Annotated in this window: 18 protein-coding genes and 1 riboswitch; all 18 genes read right to left on the bottom strand. The window is 63.5% G+C overall.

Annotated elements, in window-relative coordinates:
• Positions 1-14: 14 nt before the first annotated feature.
• Positions 15-806 carry an ABC transporter ATP-binding protein gene (locus RFM98_RS00740; protein ID WP_320307047.1) on the bottom strand — a complete coding sequence of 264 codons (792 nt, stop codon included), beginning with the start codon at positions 804-806 and terminating at the stop codon, positions 15-17.
• Positions 803-1,576: an ABC transporter permease gene (locus RFM98_RS00735; protein WP_320307532.1), complete on the bottom strand. Its 774-nt coding sequence runs from the start codon at positions 1,574-1,576 to the stop codon at positions 803-805. The genes RFM98_RS00740 and RFM98_RS00735 overlap by 4 nt, the downstream gene beginning before the upstream one ends.
• A 66-nt stretch (positions 1,577-1,642) precedes the next feature.
• Positions 1,643-2,593, bottom strand: coding sequence for an ABC transporter substrate-binding protein (locus RFM98_RS00730; RefSeq protein ID WP_320213754.1), 951 nt, complete (start codon positions 2,591-2,593; stop codon positions 1,643-1,645).
• A 107-nt stretch (positions 2,594-2,700) separates the two neighbouring features.
• Positions 2,701-3,549, bottom strand: coding sequence for a DUF1194 domain-containing protein (locus RFM98_RS00725; protein WP_320307046.1), 849 nt, complete (start codon positions 3,547-3,549; stop codon positions 2,701-2,703).
• 78 nt (positions 3,550-3,627) lie between these two features.
• A complete protein-coding gene (locus RFM98_RS00720; protein ID WP_320307045.1) occupies positions 3,628-4,569 on the bottom strand; it encodes a phosphoribosylaminoimidazolesuccinocarboxamide synthase in 942 nt (313 codons plus the stop codon).
• 72 nt (positions 4,570-4,641) lie between these two features.
• On the bottom strand, positions 4,642-5,466 hold the full coding sequence (locus RFM98_RS00715) for a site-2 protease family protein (RefSeq protein ID WP_320307044.1): 825 nt from the start codon (positions 5,464-5,466) through the stop codon (positions 4,642-4,644).
• Between the two features lie 106 nt (positions 5,467-5,572).
• A complete protein-coding gene (locus RFM98_RS00710; protein WP_320307043.1) occupies positions 5,573-8,134 on the bottom strand; it encodes a GcvT family protein in 2,562 nt (853 codons plus the stop codon).
• A 145-nt stretch (positions 8,135-8,279) separates the two neighbouring features.
• Positions 8,280-9,059, bottom strand: a complete 780-nt coding sequence (locus RFM98_RS00705; RefSeq protein WP_320307042.1) for a hydroxymethylpyrimidine/phosphomethylpyrimidine kinase — start codon at positions 9,057-9,059, stop codon at positions 8,280-8,282.
• Positions 9,050-9,655 (bottom strand): thiamine phosphate synthase, encoded by a 606-nt coding sequence (locus tag RFM98_RS00700; RefSeq protein ID WP_320307041.1) that lies wholly within the window; start codon positions 9,653-9,655, stop codon positions 9,050-9,052. The genes RFM98_RS00705 and RFM98_RS00700 overlap by 10 nt, the downstream gene beginning before the upstream one ends.
• Complete coding sequence (locus tag RFM98_RS00695) at positions 9,652-10,425, bottom strand: thiazole synthase (protein ID WP_320307040.1); 774 nt, start codon at positions 10,423-10,425, stop codon at positions 9,652-9,654. The genes RFM98_RS00700 and RFM98_RS00695 overlap by 4 nt, the downstream gene beginning before the upstream one ends.
• Positions 10,426-10,427: 2 nt before the next feature.
• On the bottom strand, positions 10,428-10,625 hold the full coding sequence (thiS, locus tag RFM98_RS00690; protein WP_320307039.1) for a sulfur carrier protein ThiS: 198 nt from the start codon (positions 10,623-10,625) through the stop codon (positions 10,428-10,430).
• Positions 10,594-11,601: a glycine oxidase ThiO gene (gene thiO / locus RFM98_RS00685; protein WP_320307038.1), complete on the bottom strand. Its 1,008-nt coding sequence runs from the start codon at positions 11,599-11,601 to the stop codon at positions 10,594-10,596. The genes thiS and thiO overlap by 32 nt, the downstream gene beginning before the upstream one ends.
• 3 nt (positions 11,602-11,604) lie before the next feature.
• The gene (gene thiC / locus RFM98_RS00680; RefSeq protein ID WP_320307037.1) at positions 11,605-13,449 is read right to left on the bottom strand and encodes a phosphomethylpyrimidine synthase ThiC; all 1,845 of its coding nucleotides are present in this window, start codon (positions 13,447-13,449) and stop codon (positions 11,605-11,607) included.
• 102 nt (positions 13,450-13,551) lie between these two features.
• Positions 13,552-13,668: riboswitch (TPP riboswitch) on the bottom strand.
• Between the two features lie 92 nt (positions 13,669-13,760).
• Entirely contained in the window at positions 13,761-14,513 is a 753-nt protein-coding gene (locus tag RFM98_RS00675; RefSeq protein ID WP_320307036.1) for an FkbM family methyltransferase, read from the bottom strand.
• A complete protein-coding gene (locus RFM98_RS00670; RefSeq protein WP_320307035.1) occupies positions 14,510-15,742 on the bottom strand; it encodes a hypothetical protein in 1,233 nt (410 codons plus the stop codon). The genes RFM98_RS00675 and RFM98_RS00670 overlap by 4 nt, the downstream gene beginning before the upstream one ends.
• Positions 15,743-15,754: 12 nt before the next feature.
• Positions 15,755-17,230 (bottom strand): aspartate aminotransferase family protein, encoded by a 1,476-nt coding sequence (locus tag RFM98_RS00665; protein ID WP_430682232.1) that lies wholly within the window; start codon positions 17,228-17,230, stop codon positions 15,755-15,757.
• 24 nt (positions 17,231-17,254) lie between these two features.
• Entirely contained in the window at positions 17,255-18,262 is a 1,008-nt protein-coding gene (locus RFM98_RS00660) for an NAD-dependent epimerase/dehydratase family protein (RefSeq protein ID WP_320307034.1), read from the bottom strand.
• Complete coding sequence (locus RFM98_RS00655; RefSeq protein WP_320307033.1) at positions 18,259-18,708, bottom strand: EamA family transporter; 450 nt, start codon at positions 18,706-18,708, stop codon at positions 18,259-18,261. The genes RFM98_RS00660 and RFM98_RS00655 overlap by 4 nt, the downstream gene beginning before the upstream one ends.
• Between the last annotated feature and the right edge of the window lie 32 nt (positions 18,709-18,740).

The raw sequence follows: 18,740 nt of genomic DNA, 5'->3' as shown, positions 1-18,740 counted from the left end.
CAGGCAAACGCAGTCTAAGTGGACTGCCCCTGCGCCGTCCGCATCGCCTCGACGCGGATGTCTTCGGTGAGCTGCGCCTTGAGCGCTGAGAATTCCGGGCTGGTCTTCAGCGTATAGTGGCGCGGATGCGGCAGGTCGACCGGCACGTCCGACTTGATGCGGCCGGGCCGGGCGCTCATCACGATCACCCGCGACGCCATGAAGATCGCCTCCTCGATGTCGTGGGTGACGAACAGAACCGTCTTCTTGCGCCGCTCCCATATGCCGAGCAGCAATTCCTGCATCAGCCCGCGCGTCTGATTGTCCAGCGCGCCGAACGGCTCGTCGAGCAAAAGGATCGCCGGGTCGTTGGCAAGCGCCCGCGCTATTGCCGTGCGCTGCTGCATGCCGCCCGAAAGCTGCTTCGGCCAATGGTTCTCGAAACCTTTGAGGCCGACGAGATCGACGTAGGAAGCGACGATCTCGGTTCGCTCCCGCTCTGGCATGCTGCGTTCACGCAGGCCGAAGCCGATGTTTTCGGCAACCGTCAGCCAGGGAAACAAAGTATAGGACTGGAACACCATGCCGCGGTCCGGTCCCGGCCGGGTGACCGCCTTGCCGTCCAGCAGCACGCGACCCGTGCTCGGCGCCTCCAGTCCGGCGACAATCCTCAGCAATGTCGACTTGCCGCAGCCGGACGGCCCGAGGATGGTGATGAAATCATTGGCCGCGACCGACAGCTCAACCGGCCGCAGCGCCTGTACCGGCTGCCCGCCCCCGACCCCTGCAAAGGTCCGCGAAACGCCTTCGATCAGAAGCTTGCTCACGCCAGGCTCCATGGATAGAGCCAGCGGTTGAGCGCTTTGAAGGCGAAATCGGACAAAAGCCCGATCAGCCCGATCACGATGATGCCGAAGATGATCTGCCCCGTCGCCAGCCGCGACTGGCTGTTGATGATCATGTAGCCGATGCCCGACGACGAGCCGATCAGCTCGGCGACGATCACATAGGTCCAGGCCCAGCCCAGCACCAGCCGCAGCGTTTCGGCGATCTCCGGCGCGTTGGCCGGCATGATGACGCGCTTGACGATGCCATTGTCGGTCGCCCCCAGCGTATAAGCGGCTTCCACCAGGTCCCGCCTCGTGCCGCCGACCTTGACCGCGACGATCAGAATGATCTGGAACACCGAGCCGACGAAGATGACCAGCAGCTTTTCAAATTCACCGATGCCGGCCCACAGGATGAGCAGCGGGATGAAGGCCGATGCCGGCAAATAGCGGGCAAAGGACACGAACGGTTCGAGGAAGGCTTCCACCGGCTTCCAGGCGCCCATGGCAATGCCGATCGGCACCGCCACGACCGATGCCAGCACGAAACCACCGAAGACGCGCCAGATGGTGATCAGGATATCGAGCCAGAAACGATCCTCGGCGAGGAGCCGCCAGCCATCCTTCAGCATCGACAGCGGATCGGCGAGAAAGATCCGGTTCACATGGCCGCCGAGCGTGATCCACGCCCAGAACGCCACGAACAGCACGAAGAAGGCAATGCCGAACACGGTTCGCGTGCCCGGCGCAACGGGATGCAAGGGACGCAGCATCAGAGACTGTCCTTGAAGAGAGGGACGGCGGCTTATCGCCGCCGCCTGCAGGAAGACGTGCGATCAGTTGTTGACCGCGCTGGTGTCTGCGAGTGTCGTCACATCCGGCGCTTCCTTGATCAGCCCCATCTGCAGCAGCAGGTCCGCCGCGGTCTTGGAAAAGTCCTGGAAATCCTTGGTGAAGAACTGCTTGTTCTCCGCCTTGTCGGCCCATTTCAGGTACTTGGCCGAGTCCTCGAACTCCTTGGCCGACTGCTTCACGTCGGCGCCCATGATCTCATAGGATTTCTGCGGGTCCTTCTTGATCATGTCGAGCGCATCGAAATAGCTGTCGGCGAGCGCCTTGGCGGCATCGGGATTGGCCTTGAGGAAATCGGGCGTGCAGCCGACAGTATCCAACACCATCGGATAGTCGAGCGTGGTCGCCAGGATATGGCCCTGGTCGGTCTTGTCGCGGACCGCCGAAATGAACGGCTCATAGGTGACGGCGGCATCGTTCTGCCCCGCCAGGAAGGCTTGTGCCGCCGCATCCGGCTCCAGATTGACGACCGTCACGTCCTTGGTCGACATGCCGTTCTTGTTGAGCACCCAGGCAAGCAGGAAATAGGGCGACGTTCCAGGCGCGGACGAAGCGACATTCTTGCCCTTGAGATCGGCGACGGTCTTGATGTCGTTGCGCACGACGATGCCGTCGGCGCCGTAGGATTTGTCGAGCTGGAAGATCTGCTTGGTGGTGACGCCGCTGGCATTCCACACCATCCAGGTCTCGACCGTGGTCGCCGCGCATTGCAGGTCGCCGCTGGCAATGGCCAGCGGGCGGCTCGCCTGCGGCACTTTCTTGAGCGTGACGTCGAGCCCGTGTTTTTCGAAAAGCCCGGCCTGCTTGGCCAAGGTCAGTGGCGCGAATCCGGTCCAGCCGCTGATGCCGATGGTGAGCGACGTGGCGGCCATCGCCGGTGCGCTGAGCACGGCGGCCGCCGTCAGCGCCGCCGCGAAGATGGAGGTTCTGTTCATTGTGGTTCCCCTTTTTTGTGGTGAGCGCAGATTGTCTCACAGACGCCAAAAGGCTTGTCAATGAAGTGGAGCCCCCACTGGACGATGGTCCAATCCGGCTTCGCATTTCAGTGGCTATCCAGACCCCAGCCGCGGTTGCGCCACATCTTCTCGCCGGCCAGGCAGTCGGTGGCCGGCCTGTCGTCGGCGAACACGACCGGCGGATGCGCGGCCTCTTCCGCCGCCCATCGCGGCGAAGCGGAACCGGCAAGCTCGAGCACCAGCTTGCGACGGATCGCTTCTGGGAACTGCGTCCAGTCGTTGACCGGGATCATGAAGGCGCCCGGTCCGCCGATGACGCAGTCGCTGTAGTAGCGGTCGAGATTTGCGACATCGAAGGCGCTGCTGAACCCGCCCCGCGTCATCAGCGGCAGTCCGTTGATGGTGATGCCTTGCTTGACCACCTCGTCGCGCGTGAGGTCGACTGGCGCGCCCTGGTTGTTGGGCCCGTCGCCCGAAACGTCGATGACGCGCTTCAGGCCCTGAAAGCCGCTTTCGGCGAACAGGTCGCTGCCGAAGGTCAGCGCACCGGAGATCGAGGTCCGCCGGGCGCTGTCCGGCGGGCGCGCATTGAGTTGCGCCACCACTTTCTCGGCATCGTCGCGGTTCGCGATCACCGTCCACGGCACGATCACCCGCTGCCAGGTCGTGCCCGCCCATTCGACATAGGTGACGGCGATCTTGCCATTGGCGCCGTCGGCGATGGCCTTCAGCACATTGTCATGGGTGAGCGCCGCAGCGTAGCCGTGACGCTGGATCTCCAACTCGGCCGGCGACATGGAGAGCGAAACATCGACCGCCAGCACCAGTTCGACATCGACCGGCTCGGCGGGAGAAGCTGCCGATGTCAGCCAAAGCGCCAGCGCCAGCGCGGCACTGCCTGAGACGATATGCCTTACGCGGGCATAAGCAGACATGGGACAAAGGTTAGGCGAAAATCGCCGCGTGCAAAAGCCGGGAATTCCCGGGCATCGCATTTCCGCCGGCGCAGGACCTTAAAAATACCGCGCCAGATTCGAACGGATGCGTTCCAGCACGGTATCGCCGGAAAGGTCGGGCGCGAACTTTGCGCCGGTGATTGCTTCGTAGGCCTGGATATAGACCGCCGAGGCCTGATTGACGATCTCTTCCGGGATCCTCGGGATCGGGTCCTTGTAGGGATCACAGCGCGCTGACACCCACGATCGGATAAAATCCTTGTCGAAGCTCTGCGGCCGCCCGCCGTTTTCGAACGCCTCATTGTAGCTCGCCGCGATCCAATAGCGGCTGCTGTCGGGCGTATGGATTTCGTCCGCAAGCATGATGGCGCCATCCGGCGCGGTGCCGAATTCATATTTGGTGTCGGCGAGGATCAGGCCGCGTTCGGCGGCACGCTGCTGGCCACGGGCGAACAGATCCAGGGCATAGCGCGATACGGTGTCCCACTGCTCCTGCGTGAGCAGCCGCTGATCGATGATCTCGGCTTCCGACAGCGGCTCATCGTGGCCGCCGCTGGCGGCCTTGCTGGTGGGGGTGATGATCGCCGAGGGCAGCTTTTCATTGTCGCGCAGACCATCCGGAAAACTATGCCCGTAGAAGCTTCGTTCGCCTTTCCTGTACTTGGTCAGGATCGAGGTGCTGGTGGTCCCCGCCAAATAGCAGCGCACCACGATCTCGACCGGCAGCATGTCGAGCCGCGTGCCGACGACGACATTGGGGTCGGGATATTCCAGCACGTGGTTGGGACAGATGTCGGCGGTTTCCTCGAACCAGTAGCGCGCTGTCTGGGTGAGCACCTGCCCCTTGAAAGGGATCGAGGCCAGGATCGTGTCGAACGCGCTTAGACGATCGGTAGCGATGATGATGCGCCGCCCGTCCGGCAGGTCGTAATTTTCGCGCACCTTGCCATTGTAGCGATTGGGAAGTTCGGGAATGAAGGCGTCGGAGAGGATGCGCATGGGGCGTGTTGCTTTCGCGGGCTTCTTACGGGTCACATAAGCTGTTGGCCTCGCGCACATCAAGCCGAAGCGTCAGTTGTTCAGACTGTTTGGCCGCGGGTCACTTTTTGACAGGCCCACCTTATCGGCAGGCTCAGCCGGCGGTAGCTGTGAGACGGGCTTCTTGCCGGTGGCGCGAAACACCCGCCAGTTCGGCCTGAAGGACGGCGGGATCCAGAGCAGGATTCCGGCTGTTGCCGCAGGCAGGATGACCGCGAAGCGCAGGATCGAGAGGACGACGCCGCAGAAGCCGACGATCCGTGCGGCAGTGTCTGCGCCGAACCGTGGTGCAAGCAGATGCCTGGCGATCGTGCCGCCATCGAGCGGATAGGCCGGGAGAAGATTGAGCACGGCCAGAACCGTATTCAACAATGCGCCAAGCCAAAGCGCCCACTCCAGAAGAGTGTCCGGCCTCGGCGGAGGCGAGTTGAAAAAGCCGTCCACCTCGACAGACAACGAGGACCGGGCCAAAAGGCAATAGGAAGCGGCAAAGCCCGCCGCCAGGATGATGTTTACCAAAGGCCCGGCGAAGGCGATCCAGGCCCAGCCATACGGCGAGGCTGCACCGCGCTTGAACCAGGCAATCCCACCGAAGAGGTAGAGGTCTATCCTTTCGGTGCCGATGCCTCGCCGCCGCGCCGCCCACACATGGGCAAGCTCATGCAGAAACACCGACAGGAACAAAAGCACCCCAAATATGACGCTATGAGTCAGCGCGCTCCTGGGACGGGTCGACCATTCATGCAGGAACGGCAGCGTGGCGGGAATGGCAAAAGTCCAGCTGACATGAACGGGAATGCTTCCCTTCATCCTGAAGACGAACGCGTCGTTCTTCCTGTCCCAGCCGAACCGTTGCACGATGCCCACTCCGCCCGACGCAACGCTATGCGAGAATCTTGCCGCGCAAAAGAAAAAAGCCCGACTGAAGCCGGGCTTTTGCATTCGGGCTTTTGCGCCTGCGGTCTCAGCTGCGCGGCTTGAGGTTCTCCGGGTCGTAGAGCGGCTTGTAGCCGACACCAGCGACCTCGACCGGATAGGTCTCGCCAAAATATTCCACATTGAGCTTGCGGCCCTCCTGGGCATAGGCCCAAGGCAGATAGGCAAGCGCGATGTTCTTGCCGATCGTCGGACCGTAGGCGACCGAAGTGGTGAAGGAGCGGCGGCCGAGCTCGTCGACGAGCGTCTCGCCGGTCGCGGGGTCCTGCACCGGCATGATGCCGACCGGATAGCGCGCGACGCCCTTGGCATCCGTGTTGTCGGTCATCACCAGCGTGCACAGCATCGCCGGCTGGTGCTCGCGCGCGCGATACTCCAGATGCTTGGCCTTGCCGCAGAAGTCGTTCTCCTTGACCTTCGGACGGGCAAGGTCGGCCTCGAGCAGATTATACTCGGTAAGCAGATCGGCGTTCTGCAGCCGCAGGCTCTTTTCCATGCGGCGCGTGTTGGCATAGGTCTCGACGCCGAACGGCATGACGCCGGTCGAGCGCAGCGCGTCCCAGACGGCCAGGCCGTCCTCGTAGCGCATATGCAGTTCCCAGCCCTGCTCGCCGACATAGGAGATGCGGAAGGCGGTGACGTCCTTGCCGCCGATGCGGATCGGCTTGATCGCCGCGAACGGGAAGTTCTCGACTGAAAGGCCGTCCGGATTCTCGACCACCTTCTGCAGGGTCGTGCGGGCATTCGGACCCCAGATGCCGATGGTGACGTATTTCTCGGTCACGTCGGTGACGGTGGCGTCAAAACCCTTGTCCTGCGCGGTGCGCTGCATATAGCGGAAGTCGCGCGGACCGGCATCGGCGCCGTCGATCACGCGGCAGCGATCGGCCATGCGGATGACGGTGAAGTCGGCCCGCACCATGCCTTCCTCATCGAGGAAGTGGGTGTAGATGCCCTTGCCGATGTTGTTGTCGCCGCCGATCTTGGCGGCGCACAGCCATTCCAGCAGCGCCACGTGGTCGGGCCCCTCGACGTCATACATCGAGAAATGCGACAGGTTGACGATGCCGCAATCCTCGCTCATCGCCAGGTGCTCGGCATTGGAGACACGCCAGAAATGGCGGTTGTCCCATTCGTTCTCGCGCACCGGCACGCGGTTGCCGTATTTTTCGAGCAGATGCTCGTTGGCGGCGTAGCCGTGGGCACGCTCCCAGCCGCCCAGTTCCATGAAATAGCCGCCGAGTTCCTTCTCGCGCTCCCAGAACGGCGAACGGCGGATGTTGCGGCCCTTGGAGAAGGGCTCGCGCGGATGCACTGCCGGATTGTAGACCTTCATCGCCGTCTCGGTGCAGCGATCCCAGATGAACTGTTCCTGCGTCTGGTGCGGGTAGAAGCGCGAATAGTCGATGGCGTGATGGTCGATCGAGGTGCGGCCGTCGGTCATCCAGTCGGCGATCAGCTTGCCCATGCCGGGGCCGTCCTTGACCCAGATGGCGACGGCGTACCACAGGCCCCGCACCTTCTGGCTTTCGCCCATGGACGGGCCGCCATCGGTTGTCACCTGCAGCAGGCCGTTGAAGGAATGGCCTTCGTTGTAGCCGAGCTCGCCGAGGATCGGCGTCAGCTCCATGGCGCGCTCCAGCGGCGCCATGATCTGCTCCATGTCGAGGTCGCGCTGCGACGGCGAGAGCCGCGCCTGATCCTTTTCCAGGAGATCGCGCGGATGGCAGAGGCGCGGATTGTTCTCCTCGTAATAGCCCCATTCGATCTGACCGCCCTCGGCGGTCTTGGGGTCGCCGGTGTCGCGCATATAGGCGGAGTTGCCCTGGTCGCGCAGCAGCGGCCAGCCGATCTCCTTGCCGGTGCCGGCGAACTCGTTGTAGGGGCCGAAGAAGGTGAGCGGATGGTCGATCGGCATGACGGGCAGGTCTTCGCCGACCAGCGCCGCGGTGAGCCGGCCCCAGATGCCGGTGCAGACGACGACATAGTCGGCCTCGATCGTCCCGCGCTCGGTCACCACGCCCTTGATGCGCCCGTCCTCGACGATCAGCGACTTGGCCGAGGTGTTGGCGAAGGCCTGCAGCTTGCCCGATGCGACACCCTGGTCGACCAGCTTGCCGGCGACCGTCTGAGAACGCGGGATGACGAGGCCGGCGTCGGGGTCCCAGAGACCGCCCTGCACCAGATGCTCCTCGATCAGCGGGAATTTCTGCTTGATCTCGGCCGGCTCGATCAGCCGCGCGCGGGTGCCGAAGGATTTGGCCGAGGCGATCTTGCGCCTGATCTCGTCCATGCGGGCATCGTCGCCAACGCGCGCGACCTCAAGGCCGCCGACACGCGCGTAGTGGCCCATCTTCTCGTAGAAATCGATGGAGTAGAGCGTCGTCCAGCACGAGAGAAAGTCATGGCTGGTCGTGTAGCAGAAGTCCGAAGCGTGCGCCGTCGAGCCGATATCGGTCGGGATGCCCGACTTGTCGATGCCGACAATGTCGTCCCAGCCGCGCTCGATAAGGTGATGGGCGACAGATGCGCCGACAATACCGCCCAGACCGACGATGACGACCTTCGCCTTTTTCGGAAACTCTGCCATGACCCGCGACTCCCAAGTGGTAAAGCGCGCGGACTATAGGGCCGAGCGGTAGGGTGATTGAAGCCTGTTTGCGACATTAGGAAAAGGCCGAGCGACCCTGACGGCCGAACGCGTCTCGCCCGGGGTGTCACCGGTGAGGATTTCCCTATGCGCCGGAGCCGGATTCGCGCTCGAAACTCTGCAGGAACTTCTCGAAGACAAGCCGCTTGCCTTCGCGCACACTGTCCTCGAGCGGCTTCGCGCCGGCCAGACGCGCGGCGATTGCACTGGCCAGCATGCAGCCGGTCCCGCGCATCGATCCGGCAAGCCTGGGCATGTCGAGGCGGATGGGCTCCTGCTCCAAGCTCAACAGGATATCCGTCGATCTGGGTCCCGCCGCATGGCCGCCCTTGATGAGCAGCGCCCGCGGCCCGGCCGCGAGCAATCGCCTTCCCTGCCGCAGCGCATCGTCGTCGTCCCCGGCCAGTTCCGATCCCGTCAGGATCGCCAGCTCTATGAGGTTTGGCGTGACGAGACGGCAGAGCGGCATGAGATCACGCTTCATGACGCCGATCGCGCGCGCTTGCAGCAGCGGCCCGCCGGACGAGGAGGCCAGCACCGGATCGAGCACTGCCGGTATCCGCGGATTTTCGCGCAGCACGGTGGCGACCGCAGCGATGATCTGCCCGGTTGCGAGCATGCCGATCTTGATGGCCGCCACCTCGTTGGCCTGCAATGCCGCCCGCATTTGATCAGCCACCAGGCCAGGCTGCATAGGACGGATATCCCTGACGGCGTCGTGTGTCTGCACCGTTACCGCAGTGATGGCAAGGCAGGTGCGCAAGCCGATGGCAGAGATCGTCTCGATGTCGCGCGCAATCCCGGCACCTCCGCTGGAATCCGATCCGCCAACGACAAGCACATGCGGGTCTTGCTTCAGCGCCATTGCTCCGTCTTTTCGATCCATTCCCTGGTGCGCGCCTCGGGATCCGGGTTCAGCGTTACGTCCGTCACCACCGCCGCGCTGTCGGCGCCGGCCTCGAAAACGCCATCGAGCCGCTCGGGATTGAGGCCGCCGATGGCGATCAGCGGAATTGGCGCGACCCTGCCCTTCCAGGCCCGGATCCTTTCGAGCCCCTGCGGCGCCCATTTCATCTTCTTCAGGATGGTCGGATAGACCGGACCCAGCGCGACATAGTCGGGCCCGGCCGCCATGGCCGTCTCCAGTTCGGCATGATCATGGGTGCTCAGTCCGAGCCTGATGCCGGCCGCCTGTATCTCGAGGAGGTCGGCGGTCTGGAGATCCTCCTGGCCGAGATGTACGAAGTCGCAGCCCTCCTCGATCGCCAGCCGCCAATGATCGTTGACGATGAGCTGGCAATGGTGTCGGGCGCACAAGGCTTTCGCTCTGCGGATTTCCGCGCGCAGCCCGCCCTCGTCCATATTCTTGATGCGCAGTTGCACCAGCCTGACGCCGAGCGGCACCAGCCGCTCGATCCAGGCAGCGCTGTCGACGATCAGGTAGAAGGGATCGAGCTTCATGAAAAAACCGCCCTGCCCAATGTCGGCGTCGACGGCACGGCGACGTCGCGCGGCTCGAGCAGTCCCGAACCATAGGCTTCGCGGCCGGCATCGACCGCCTTGCTGAAAGCGCGCGCCATGCCCACCGGATCGGCGGCCTTGGCGACCGCCGTGTTGAGCAGCACGGCGTCAAAGCCGAGTTCCATGACGGTTGCCGCGTGCGACGGCCGTCCGAGCCCCGCATCGACGATCAACGGCACGTCGGGGAAATGCCCGCGCATCGAGCGCAGCGCCATGATGTTGACCGGCCCGAGCGCCGAACCGATCGGCGCGCACCACGGCATCAGCACCTTGCAGCCAGCCTCAAGCAGCCGCTCGGCGACGACAAGGTCGTCGGTGGTGTAGGGGAACACGATGAAACCGTCCTCGCAAAGGATGCGCGCGGCCTCGACCAGGCCGAAGACGTCGGGCTGCAGCGTGTCGTGGTTGCCGATGACTTCGAGCTTGATCCAGGGCGTGCCGAAGACCTCGCGCGCCATCCTCGCGGTCGTCACGGCTTCCTTCGCGGAATGGCAGCCGGCAGTGTTGGGCAGGACCCTCACGCCGAGCGAGCGGATCAGCGACCAGAATTTCTCGCCGGCCTTGCCGCCGGCCATTTCACGGCGCAGCGAGACGGTCACCACCGAGGTCCCCGACGCCTTGACCGCATCGGCAAGGATCGCCGGCGAAGGATATTGGGCTGTGCCCAGCAGCAGGCGCGACGCCAGCTTTGTCCCGAAAAGATCGAACATGGCTAGCCTCCCTGCATGGGTGACAGGATTTCGATCCGGTCACCCTCGCTCAACCGGAATTCCGCCCGTCCAGCCGCGGGCACGACGTCGCCGTTCAGCGCGGTAGCGAGCCAGCCGCCCTCATAGTCAAGCTCCCTCAAAAGGGCGTCGAGCGTCGTCGCCTCGACCTCAAGCGCTTCGCCATTGACGATCAGCTTCATTTTCAGACTCCAGGTCGGCAGATGAATTGAAGAGAAGGCCGGCAGCTTGGTCCGCCATGGCCGGTGAGAGCAGGAAACCGTGCCGGTAGAGGCCGTTGATCGTGATCGCGCCGTCCCCCCAACGCTTCACCCGCGGCAGATTGTCGGGATAGGCTGGCCGCACGCCCACTCCTGTCTCGACGATTTCGGCCTCGCCGAACGCCGGATGGACTGCGTAGGCCGCATTGAGGAGTTCCATCAGCGAACGGGCGGTGATCGGTCCGTCGTGGTCGCTTTCGATCATGGTCGCGCCGACCATGAAGTGATGATCGGCCCGCGGCACGATGTAGATCGGATGACGCGGATGGAGGAGACGCACGGGCCGGGCGAGCGAGACCTCCTGCGTGCGCAGGATCAGCATTTCGCCGCGCATGCCGCGCAAGTCGTCATCGGCTCGCGCGATGCCCGTGCAGTCGATCACCTGATCGAAGCCGGAAAGGGCAACCTCGCCCGCCTCGAAAAGGAAGACGACCCCCATCGCGCGCAGTTTGCCGGCGAGGGCTTCGAGAGCCCGACGGGGATCGAGATGGGCTTCGCCGGCAAAGAGCAAGCCCTGGCGAAAGCGACCGGCAAGGTCGGGTTCGAGGGCGGCAATCGCCTTTTCGTCGGCGGTCTGATGATTGCGCGTGCGGGTCGCAAAGCGGGCAAGCTCGAAGGCGTCGCGCGCATGGGCGACGACGAGAGTGCCGGCCCTACTCACGAGACCGGGCAGTGTCCTTTCCCACCAGTCGGCCGCATTCTCGCCCAGGGTAATAACGGCCTCCTCGGCGCTTTCGCGTTCGCACCAAGGGGCGAGCATGCCGCCGGCGAGCCAGGAGGCATTGCCGCCTATCTGGCCCCGAACTTCAGCAACCGTGACGGACGCACCCCGCACAGCTAATTCATGGGCGACGGTGAGGCCTGCCACACCGGCGCCCTTGACAAGGACGCGGCGCATAGCTCAGCGCGTCTCCTGATCTTTCTGGGCCAAAGCCTGTTTTTCCGCCCCGGGCGTTTCGACGGGCATATAGAGATCGCCGCCTGCGCGATATTTCTCCGCCATGGCCGCCATCCCCTCCTTCTGGGCTTCGGCGCGAATGTCGTGGGAGATGCGCATGGAGCAGAATTTCGGCCCGCACATCGAGCAGAAATGCGCCAGCTTGTGCGCTTCCTTGGGCAAGGTCTCGTCGTGGAACGAGCGCGCCGTCTCGGGATCGAGCGACAGGTTGAACTGGTCTTCCCAGCGGAACTCAAACCGCGCCCGCGAAAGCGCGTCGTCGCGGATCTTCGCCGCCGGATGCCCCTTGGCGAGATCCGCGGCGTGCGCGGCTATCTTGTAGGTGATCACGCCGGTCTTGACGTCGTTGCGGTCCGGCAGGCCGAGATGTTCCTTCGGCGTCACATAGCAGAGCATCGCCGTGCCGAACCAGCCGATCATGGCGGCGCCGATTCCCGAGGTGATGTGGTCATAGCCCGGCGCTATGTCCGTGGTCAGCGGCCCCAGCGTGTAGAATGGCGCTTCGCCACAGACGGCGAGCTGCTTGTCCATATTCTGCTTGATCTTGTGCATGGGAACATGGCCAGGGCCCTCGATCATCACCTGGCAGTCCTTTGCCCAGGCGATCTTCGTCAATTCGCCAAGCGTTTCCAACTCGGCGAACTGGGCTCGGTCATTGGCGTCGGCGATCGAGCCGGGACGAAGGCCGTCGCCGAGCGAGAAGGAGACATCATAGGCTCTGGCGATGTCGCAGATCTCCTCGAAATGCTCATAGAGGAAGCTTTCGCGATGATGGTGCAGGCACCATTTCGCCATGATCGAGCCGCCCCTGCTGACGATGCCGGTAACCCGTCCAACCGTCAGCGGGATGTAGTGCAGCCGCACACCGGCGTGGATGGTGAAATAGTCGACCCCCTGCTCAGCCTGCTCGATCAGCGTGTCGCGATAGACCTCCCAGCTCAGATCCTCGGCGACGCCATCCACTTTCTCCAGCGCCTGGTAGAGCGGCACCGTGCCGATCGGCACCGGCGAGTTGCGCACGATCCATTCGCGAATGTTGTGGATGTTGCGGCCCGTCGAGAGGTCCATGACGGTGTCGGCACCCCAGCGGATCGCCCAGACCATCTTTTCGACCTCTTCGGCCATCGAGGAAGTGACGGCGGAATTGCCGATATTGGCGTTGATCTTCACCAGGAAGTTGCGGCCGATGATCATCGGCTCGCTTTCGGGATGGTTGATGTTGGCAGGAATGATCGCGCGGCCGCGCGCCACCTCGTCGCGCACGAACTCCGGTGTGACGAAATCCGGGATCAATGCGCCGAACGCCTCGCCATCCTGTTGCAGCCTGCCGCGCACGATCTCGCGGCCAAGGTTTTCGCGGATGGCCACGAATTCCATCTCGGGCGTGATGATCCCGGCGCGCGCATAGGCAAGCTGCGTTACCGCCTTGCCTGCCTTTGCCCTCAGCGGAGGGTTGCGGACGGAAAATTCCCGCGTCAGGCGCTCTCCCGTCGCAAATCCGTTGTCCTCCGGCCTGACATGGCGGCCGTCATAAGGCACGACATCGCCGCGTGCGGCGATCCAGTCCTGCCGATGGCGGGCAAGACCCTTTTCGATGTCCGTTTCAATCGCGGGGTCGGTATACGGGCCCGACGGATCGTAGACCGTCACCGGCGGCTCGCCGGCAGTCGGGTGGACCGCGATCTCCCGCATGGGCACCCTGACCTGCGAATGGAAGACGCCGGATTTGTGGATCTTGCGCGACGCCGGCAGCGGTCCGGACGACACGGTGGGGGTCAAGGCATTCATTTGAGGCTCCTTTGCTCGTTGCATTGGAGACCCAGTTCTGTGCCGGAAGGATGAAAGGACGCTTCGACCTGCTGCATGAGACAGGTCCTCGGGCATGATCTCCCGCAAGCGCTTGCACCGTCCCTACGCCAGTATGAACTGGATCAGGTTCAACGGGTCACTGCGCCGCAAAAGCCAGCAGTATCTCAGCCCCTTGCCGGGACTCCCCTGGTGAATGACTTAGGTTGAACGGGCCGGCGCCATCTTGTCAAGCGCCTTCGGCCGGCAATTGCGGCTCATTGCCGTCGTGAACACAAGGCAGCCCACGAAACTTAGGCGAAGGCCCAGATGTCCTCGGCCTGGAAGCCGACCTGATAGCCGGCGGTCTTCAGCTTGACCACGACCTGGCCGATCTCGGCAGCCGGCAGCGCGCCGACTTCGACCTTGATCATGCCGGGACGGTAGCGCTGCAGGTCGAGTTGATCGAACACCATCCAGTCGGCGCCTTCGCAGTCGACCAGGAAAGCGTCGATATGGGTGATGCCGTTGCGGTCGAGCAGCGTCTGCAAGGTCTCCGAAGGCACCTCTATGTCCTTCAGATGCGGCGCGAACCTGTTGAAATTGGCGTCCGCCTCGCCCCAGGCATTCTTGCCCGACATCAAATTGGTGTCGGTGACCGACGAGCAGCCGATGAACTCTATCGGAAGCGTGCCCGACTCGAGCGCCGCGGCGTCGAAGGTGTGGACGGTGATCGTGCCCTTCGTTTTGGTCACCGCCACCGGTTCTATGACGAAGCGGCTGGTATCGGGGTAGTTGGCGCGCAAACGCTTCTGGTTGTAGGGGATCGGCTCGACCAGCATGGCGCGCGCGCCCGGAATGCGGTGCAGCCAGGGCGTCACGTCGTCGAACAGCGCTCCGTCGCAGGCGCCGACATTGACCATCTGGAACGGCCGTCCGCCAAAACGCGCCTTGAGCGCCGCCTTGGCCAGGAACTTCGTGCCATGCAGCGCCGGTCCACGATCGAGCAGGCCTGACGGAAGGCTGAGCGAGAGCAAGACGCGCGCGAAGCTGGACAGCGAGCTCATGACTTGTCTCCGGGAATGACCTGCAGCGCGGCGCGGCGCCCGCCCTGGCTGGCCGCTGCCCACAGCGCCATCGTTGGCGCGGCCAGCAGCAGGAAGGGCGGCAGAAGATTGGGGAAATAGATGCGGGTGTCGTGGATCGGGAAAACGGTGAACTTTGCCAGCACGCCAAGCACGAGCGCCGCAAGCAGGATGCCGGTGCGACGGTCGAGCCCGAAGCCCGCGCGGCTCAGGCCATACCATCCGGCCAGTGCCAATACCGACACTCCGACCCAGCTGTTGACGCTGATCGCGCGGATCACCGAAGCGGCGAAGGCCTTGAGATAGGCCGCTACCGAGAACGGCGGTTCGAAGCCGACCATATTGTAATGCTGCTCGATGCTGGAAAACCACAGATGCGGCCACCCGCCCGGATGCTGCGCCCAGTTCGAAATGGCGAAATAGGCGATGAAGGATACCGCGAAGCCGGCCAGCGCGCCCCACGCCCTCTCGCGGTAAGCGACGAGCAGCACGGCGAAGATGGCGAGGAAGACGATGTTGTCGGGCCTGGCCATGAAAGCAAGGAAAAGCAGGACCGCCGTCGCCGCCTCGCGCTTGCGCACATAGGCAAGAAGCCCGCCGAGAAACAGCGCCGAGCACGATAGATCGGGCGTCGAGGCACGCGCCGCGTCACCGAAATCGGCCATGATCAGGACCGCGCCAACGACCGGCGCCAGCGCGAGCGCGCCTTCCGCGCGCAGCCAGGCGAGCGTGATGGCGCCGAACAAAAGCACCGAGAACACCTGCACCAGCCGCATTGCATCGACCGGCGAGACGACATGGCTGAGGCTGGACAGGATTTCGGCGTACAGGAACTTGATCCGGTACATGCCGAGCAGCGAATGGAAGTCGGCGGCATTCTCGGCCATATGGCTGCGGAAGCCGCCACCATCGTCGGTCAGCGTCTTGTAATCGCCCGCCGACACGCCCTCCCTGACCGTGCTGTAGGCATAGTCATGCAGGGCCTGCGGATCGGGATAGGTGCTTTCCTCGGCGATCGCCAGATAGGGCAACATGTCCCAGTTGGCGTCGGGCATGAACCAGGCAGTCACCGCGGTGAGCAGGATATAGAGCGAGAAGGCCGCCGCACCGATCGACGCGGCCCATTTCGCATAAGCCCCCTCGCCCCACGCCAGACCGGCGCCGGTCAACCGTTCCAGCGGATTGGTCGGAGCGGGCGGCCTGGTCAGCATCGTCAGCGGCCTCTATTTACCGACTTGGCTTTTCACGAAATCCTTCACGATCGCCACGATGCCGCGCGACAAAAGGCTGTCAAAGGCATCGACGAAGCGGTCGACATGCTCGGGCTGGCAGATCAGCGGCGGCTCGAGCCGGATGACGTTGCGATTGTATTCGGTGAAGGCGACGAGCACGTCATAGTCGCGCAGCAGCAGCGAGCCGACAAAGCCCGACAGCGAGCCCTTCAGCTTGTCGTCGAGCACGCTCACCACCGGGCGCAGCACCATCGGCAATGTCTGCGAGAAATCGTGGAACTCGAGCCCGATCATGAAGCCCTTGCCGCGCACATCCTTGATGATCTTGGGGTACTTTTCCTTGAGCGCCTGCAGACGCTGCAAAAGGTACTCGCCGGTCGAGGCGGCGTTGTCGATCAGCCCCTCGTCGTAGAGCACGTTCAGCCCCTCGATCGCGGTGACGCAGGCCTCGCCCATGCCGCCGAAGGTCGCCATGGCGTGGATCATCGCCGTCTTCGGCGTGCCATAGGCTTTCATGTAGACATCGCGTTTGGCGATCATGGCGCCGACCGCCGCCTTGCCGGCGCCCAGCGATTTCGCCAGCGCCGTCACATCCGGCACCACGCCATAGTGCTCGAAGGCATAGAAACGTCCTGAACGGCCATAGCCGCATTGCACTTCGTCGGCGACCCACAGCACGCCATGCCGGTCGCAGAGCGTGCGCAGCTTCTGCCAGTATTGCGCCTCTGCCTGGATGATGCCGCCGCCGCCCTGAATGGTTTCGAGCACAATGACGCCGATCTCGGGATCACTTTTGAACAAGCGCTCGACGGCGTCGATATCGGCGAAGGGAACGCGCACGACATTGTCGGCGACCTTGAAATCGGCACGGTAGAGCTGGCCGTCGGTGATCGCCAGCACGCCCTTGGTCTTGCCGTGGAAGGAATTCTCGGCATAGGCGACCTTCGGCCGCTTCGGACCCGCCGCGCGCTCGGCAAGCTTCACCGCCGCCTCCATGGCCTCCGAGCCGGACGAACCCAAGAACACCATGTCGAGATCGCCCGGCGAGCATTTGGCGATGTTGTGCGCAAGGGCGGCCGCATATTGCGACATGAAGGCGATCGCGATCTCCTGGCGCTTTTCCTCCTGGAATTTTGTCCGGGCTTCAAGGATGCGCGGATGGTTGTGGCCGAAGGCCAGCGAGCCGAAGCCGCCAAAGAAGTCGAGTATCTTGCGGCCGTTCTGGTCGACATAGAACATGCCCTCGGCGCGCTCGATCTTGACCCTGTGGAAGCCGAGCAGCTTCATGAAATGCAACTGGCCCGGGTTAAGATGCGCCTTGAACAGGTCGGTGATGCGGGCGACGTCCATCGCCTTGGCCTGCTCGACGCTGATCAGGTCGGGCTTGGCTATTGCTGCGGGCGAAAGCGCAGGCGCTTCGACCAGCGTGCGCGCGCCCGTGTGTTCCGGCTTGGCCATGACGGTCATCTCGAAATCTCCCCTTCGTCGCCCTTATTCGGCAGGCACGTGTTCGGTGGCGACGGCGTGGCCGTCCTTCTTGGCACGGTATTCGCTGTAGGCGGCGATCAGCATGTCCTCGTCGCGATGTTGCGGCACCCAGCCGAGCTGACGCTCGGCCTTGGACACGTCGAGCACGCATTCCTCGTCGGCGATCAGATACTGTTCCGGATCCATGATCGGCATGTTCAACTGGTCGAGCAGGTCTAGCGTGCGCTTGACCGCCCAGCCGGGCGTCGGCAGCAGGATCGACTTCGAGCCGGCATGGCGGATGAGGTCGCCCAGCAGTCTCCGTACCGGCGGCGGATTGAGCGAGCCGAGATTATAGGCCTCGTTCGGCACGCCCGCTTTCCAGGCCGCGCGGGCGGCTTCCGCGCAGTCGAACACCGAGATGAACTGATAGGGATTCCTGCCCGAACCTATCATCGGCACGGGAAAATTCCAGTCGATCAGCTTGAACAGCTTCTCCAGGATGCCTAGCCGGCCGGGTCCGATGATCAGACGCGGCCTGAACAGCGAGATCGACATGCCGCGCTTGCGCCATTCGGCGGCGAGCTCCTCGGTCTTGAGCTTCGACAGCCCGTACTCGCCGAGCGGCGATACCGGATGATCCTCGGTCATCGGCAGCACCACCGTGTGGCCGTAGATCATGTCGGTCGTGTAGTGGACGAGCCTCGAGGCGCCGGCCTTGTCCATCGCCTGGATGATGTGCTCGGTGCCGTGGAAATTCACCGGGAAAAAGAAATCATGCCGCTTGGCGCGCACCTGGATCGGCGACAGCATCTTGGCCGAAAGATTATAGACCAAGTCGTCCGCCCTGAGCCCGACTGCGGCAACCGAGGCCGGATCGGTGACGTCGCATGTGATGAACCGCACCGAGCGGTAATGCGGCAAGTCGCTCTTGACGATGTCGGCGACGACGACGTTCTCGCCGTCCGCCACGAGCCCGGGGGCAAGGTGACGGCCGACGAAACCGTCGCCGCCGAAAATCACATGTCTCATCGAACGATCTCGCTTGTGCCGATCTTGTCGGGAGTGATGGAGGCGGTCTGGTCCTCATGCCCGCGTCCACCCATTTCTCGGCCACTCTGCGCAATCAGCACGGTGCCGACGCAGATGCAGGCGATGCCGGCGATGCGCCAGCCATTGAGGTCCTCGCGGAAGACGAAATAGGCAAAGATCGCCACGGCGACATAGGCGAGGCTGAGGAACGGATAGGCGAAGCTGAGCTCGACCTTGGACAGCACATAAAGATGCGATGCCATCGAGATGACGAAGGTGCACAGGCCCAGGAACACCCAGGGGCTGAACACGATCTGCAAGAGCTTGACGAGCGGATTGACGCCTTCGAAGGAGATCGAGCCCATCGACATCATGCCCTGCTTCAGCATCAGCTGCGCCGCGGCATTGGTCATCACAGTGAAGAGAATGAAGATTATGTATTTCATTGTTGCCACCCGCCTTGAGCAGTCCTACTAAA

This window comes from Mesorhizobium australafricanum (assembly GCF_033977265.1).
GTDB lineage: Bacteria > Pseudomonadota > Alphaproteobacteria > Rhizobiales > Rhizobiaceae > Mesorhizobium > Mesorhizobium australafricanum.
This window is presented reverse-complemented; position numbering and strand designations above follow the sequence as displayed.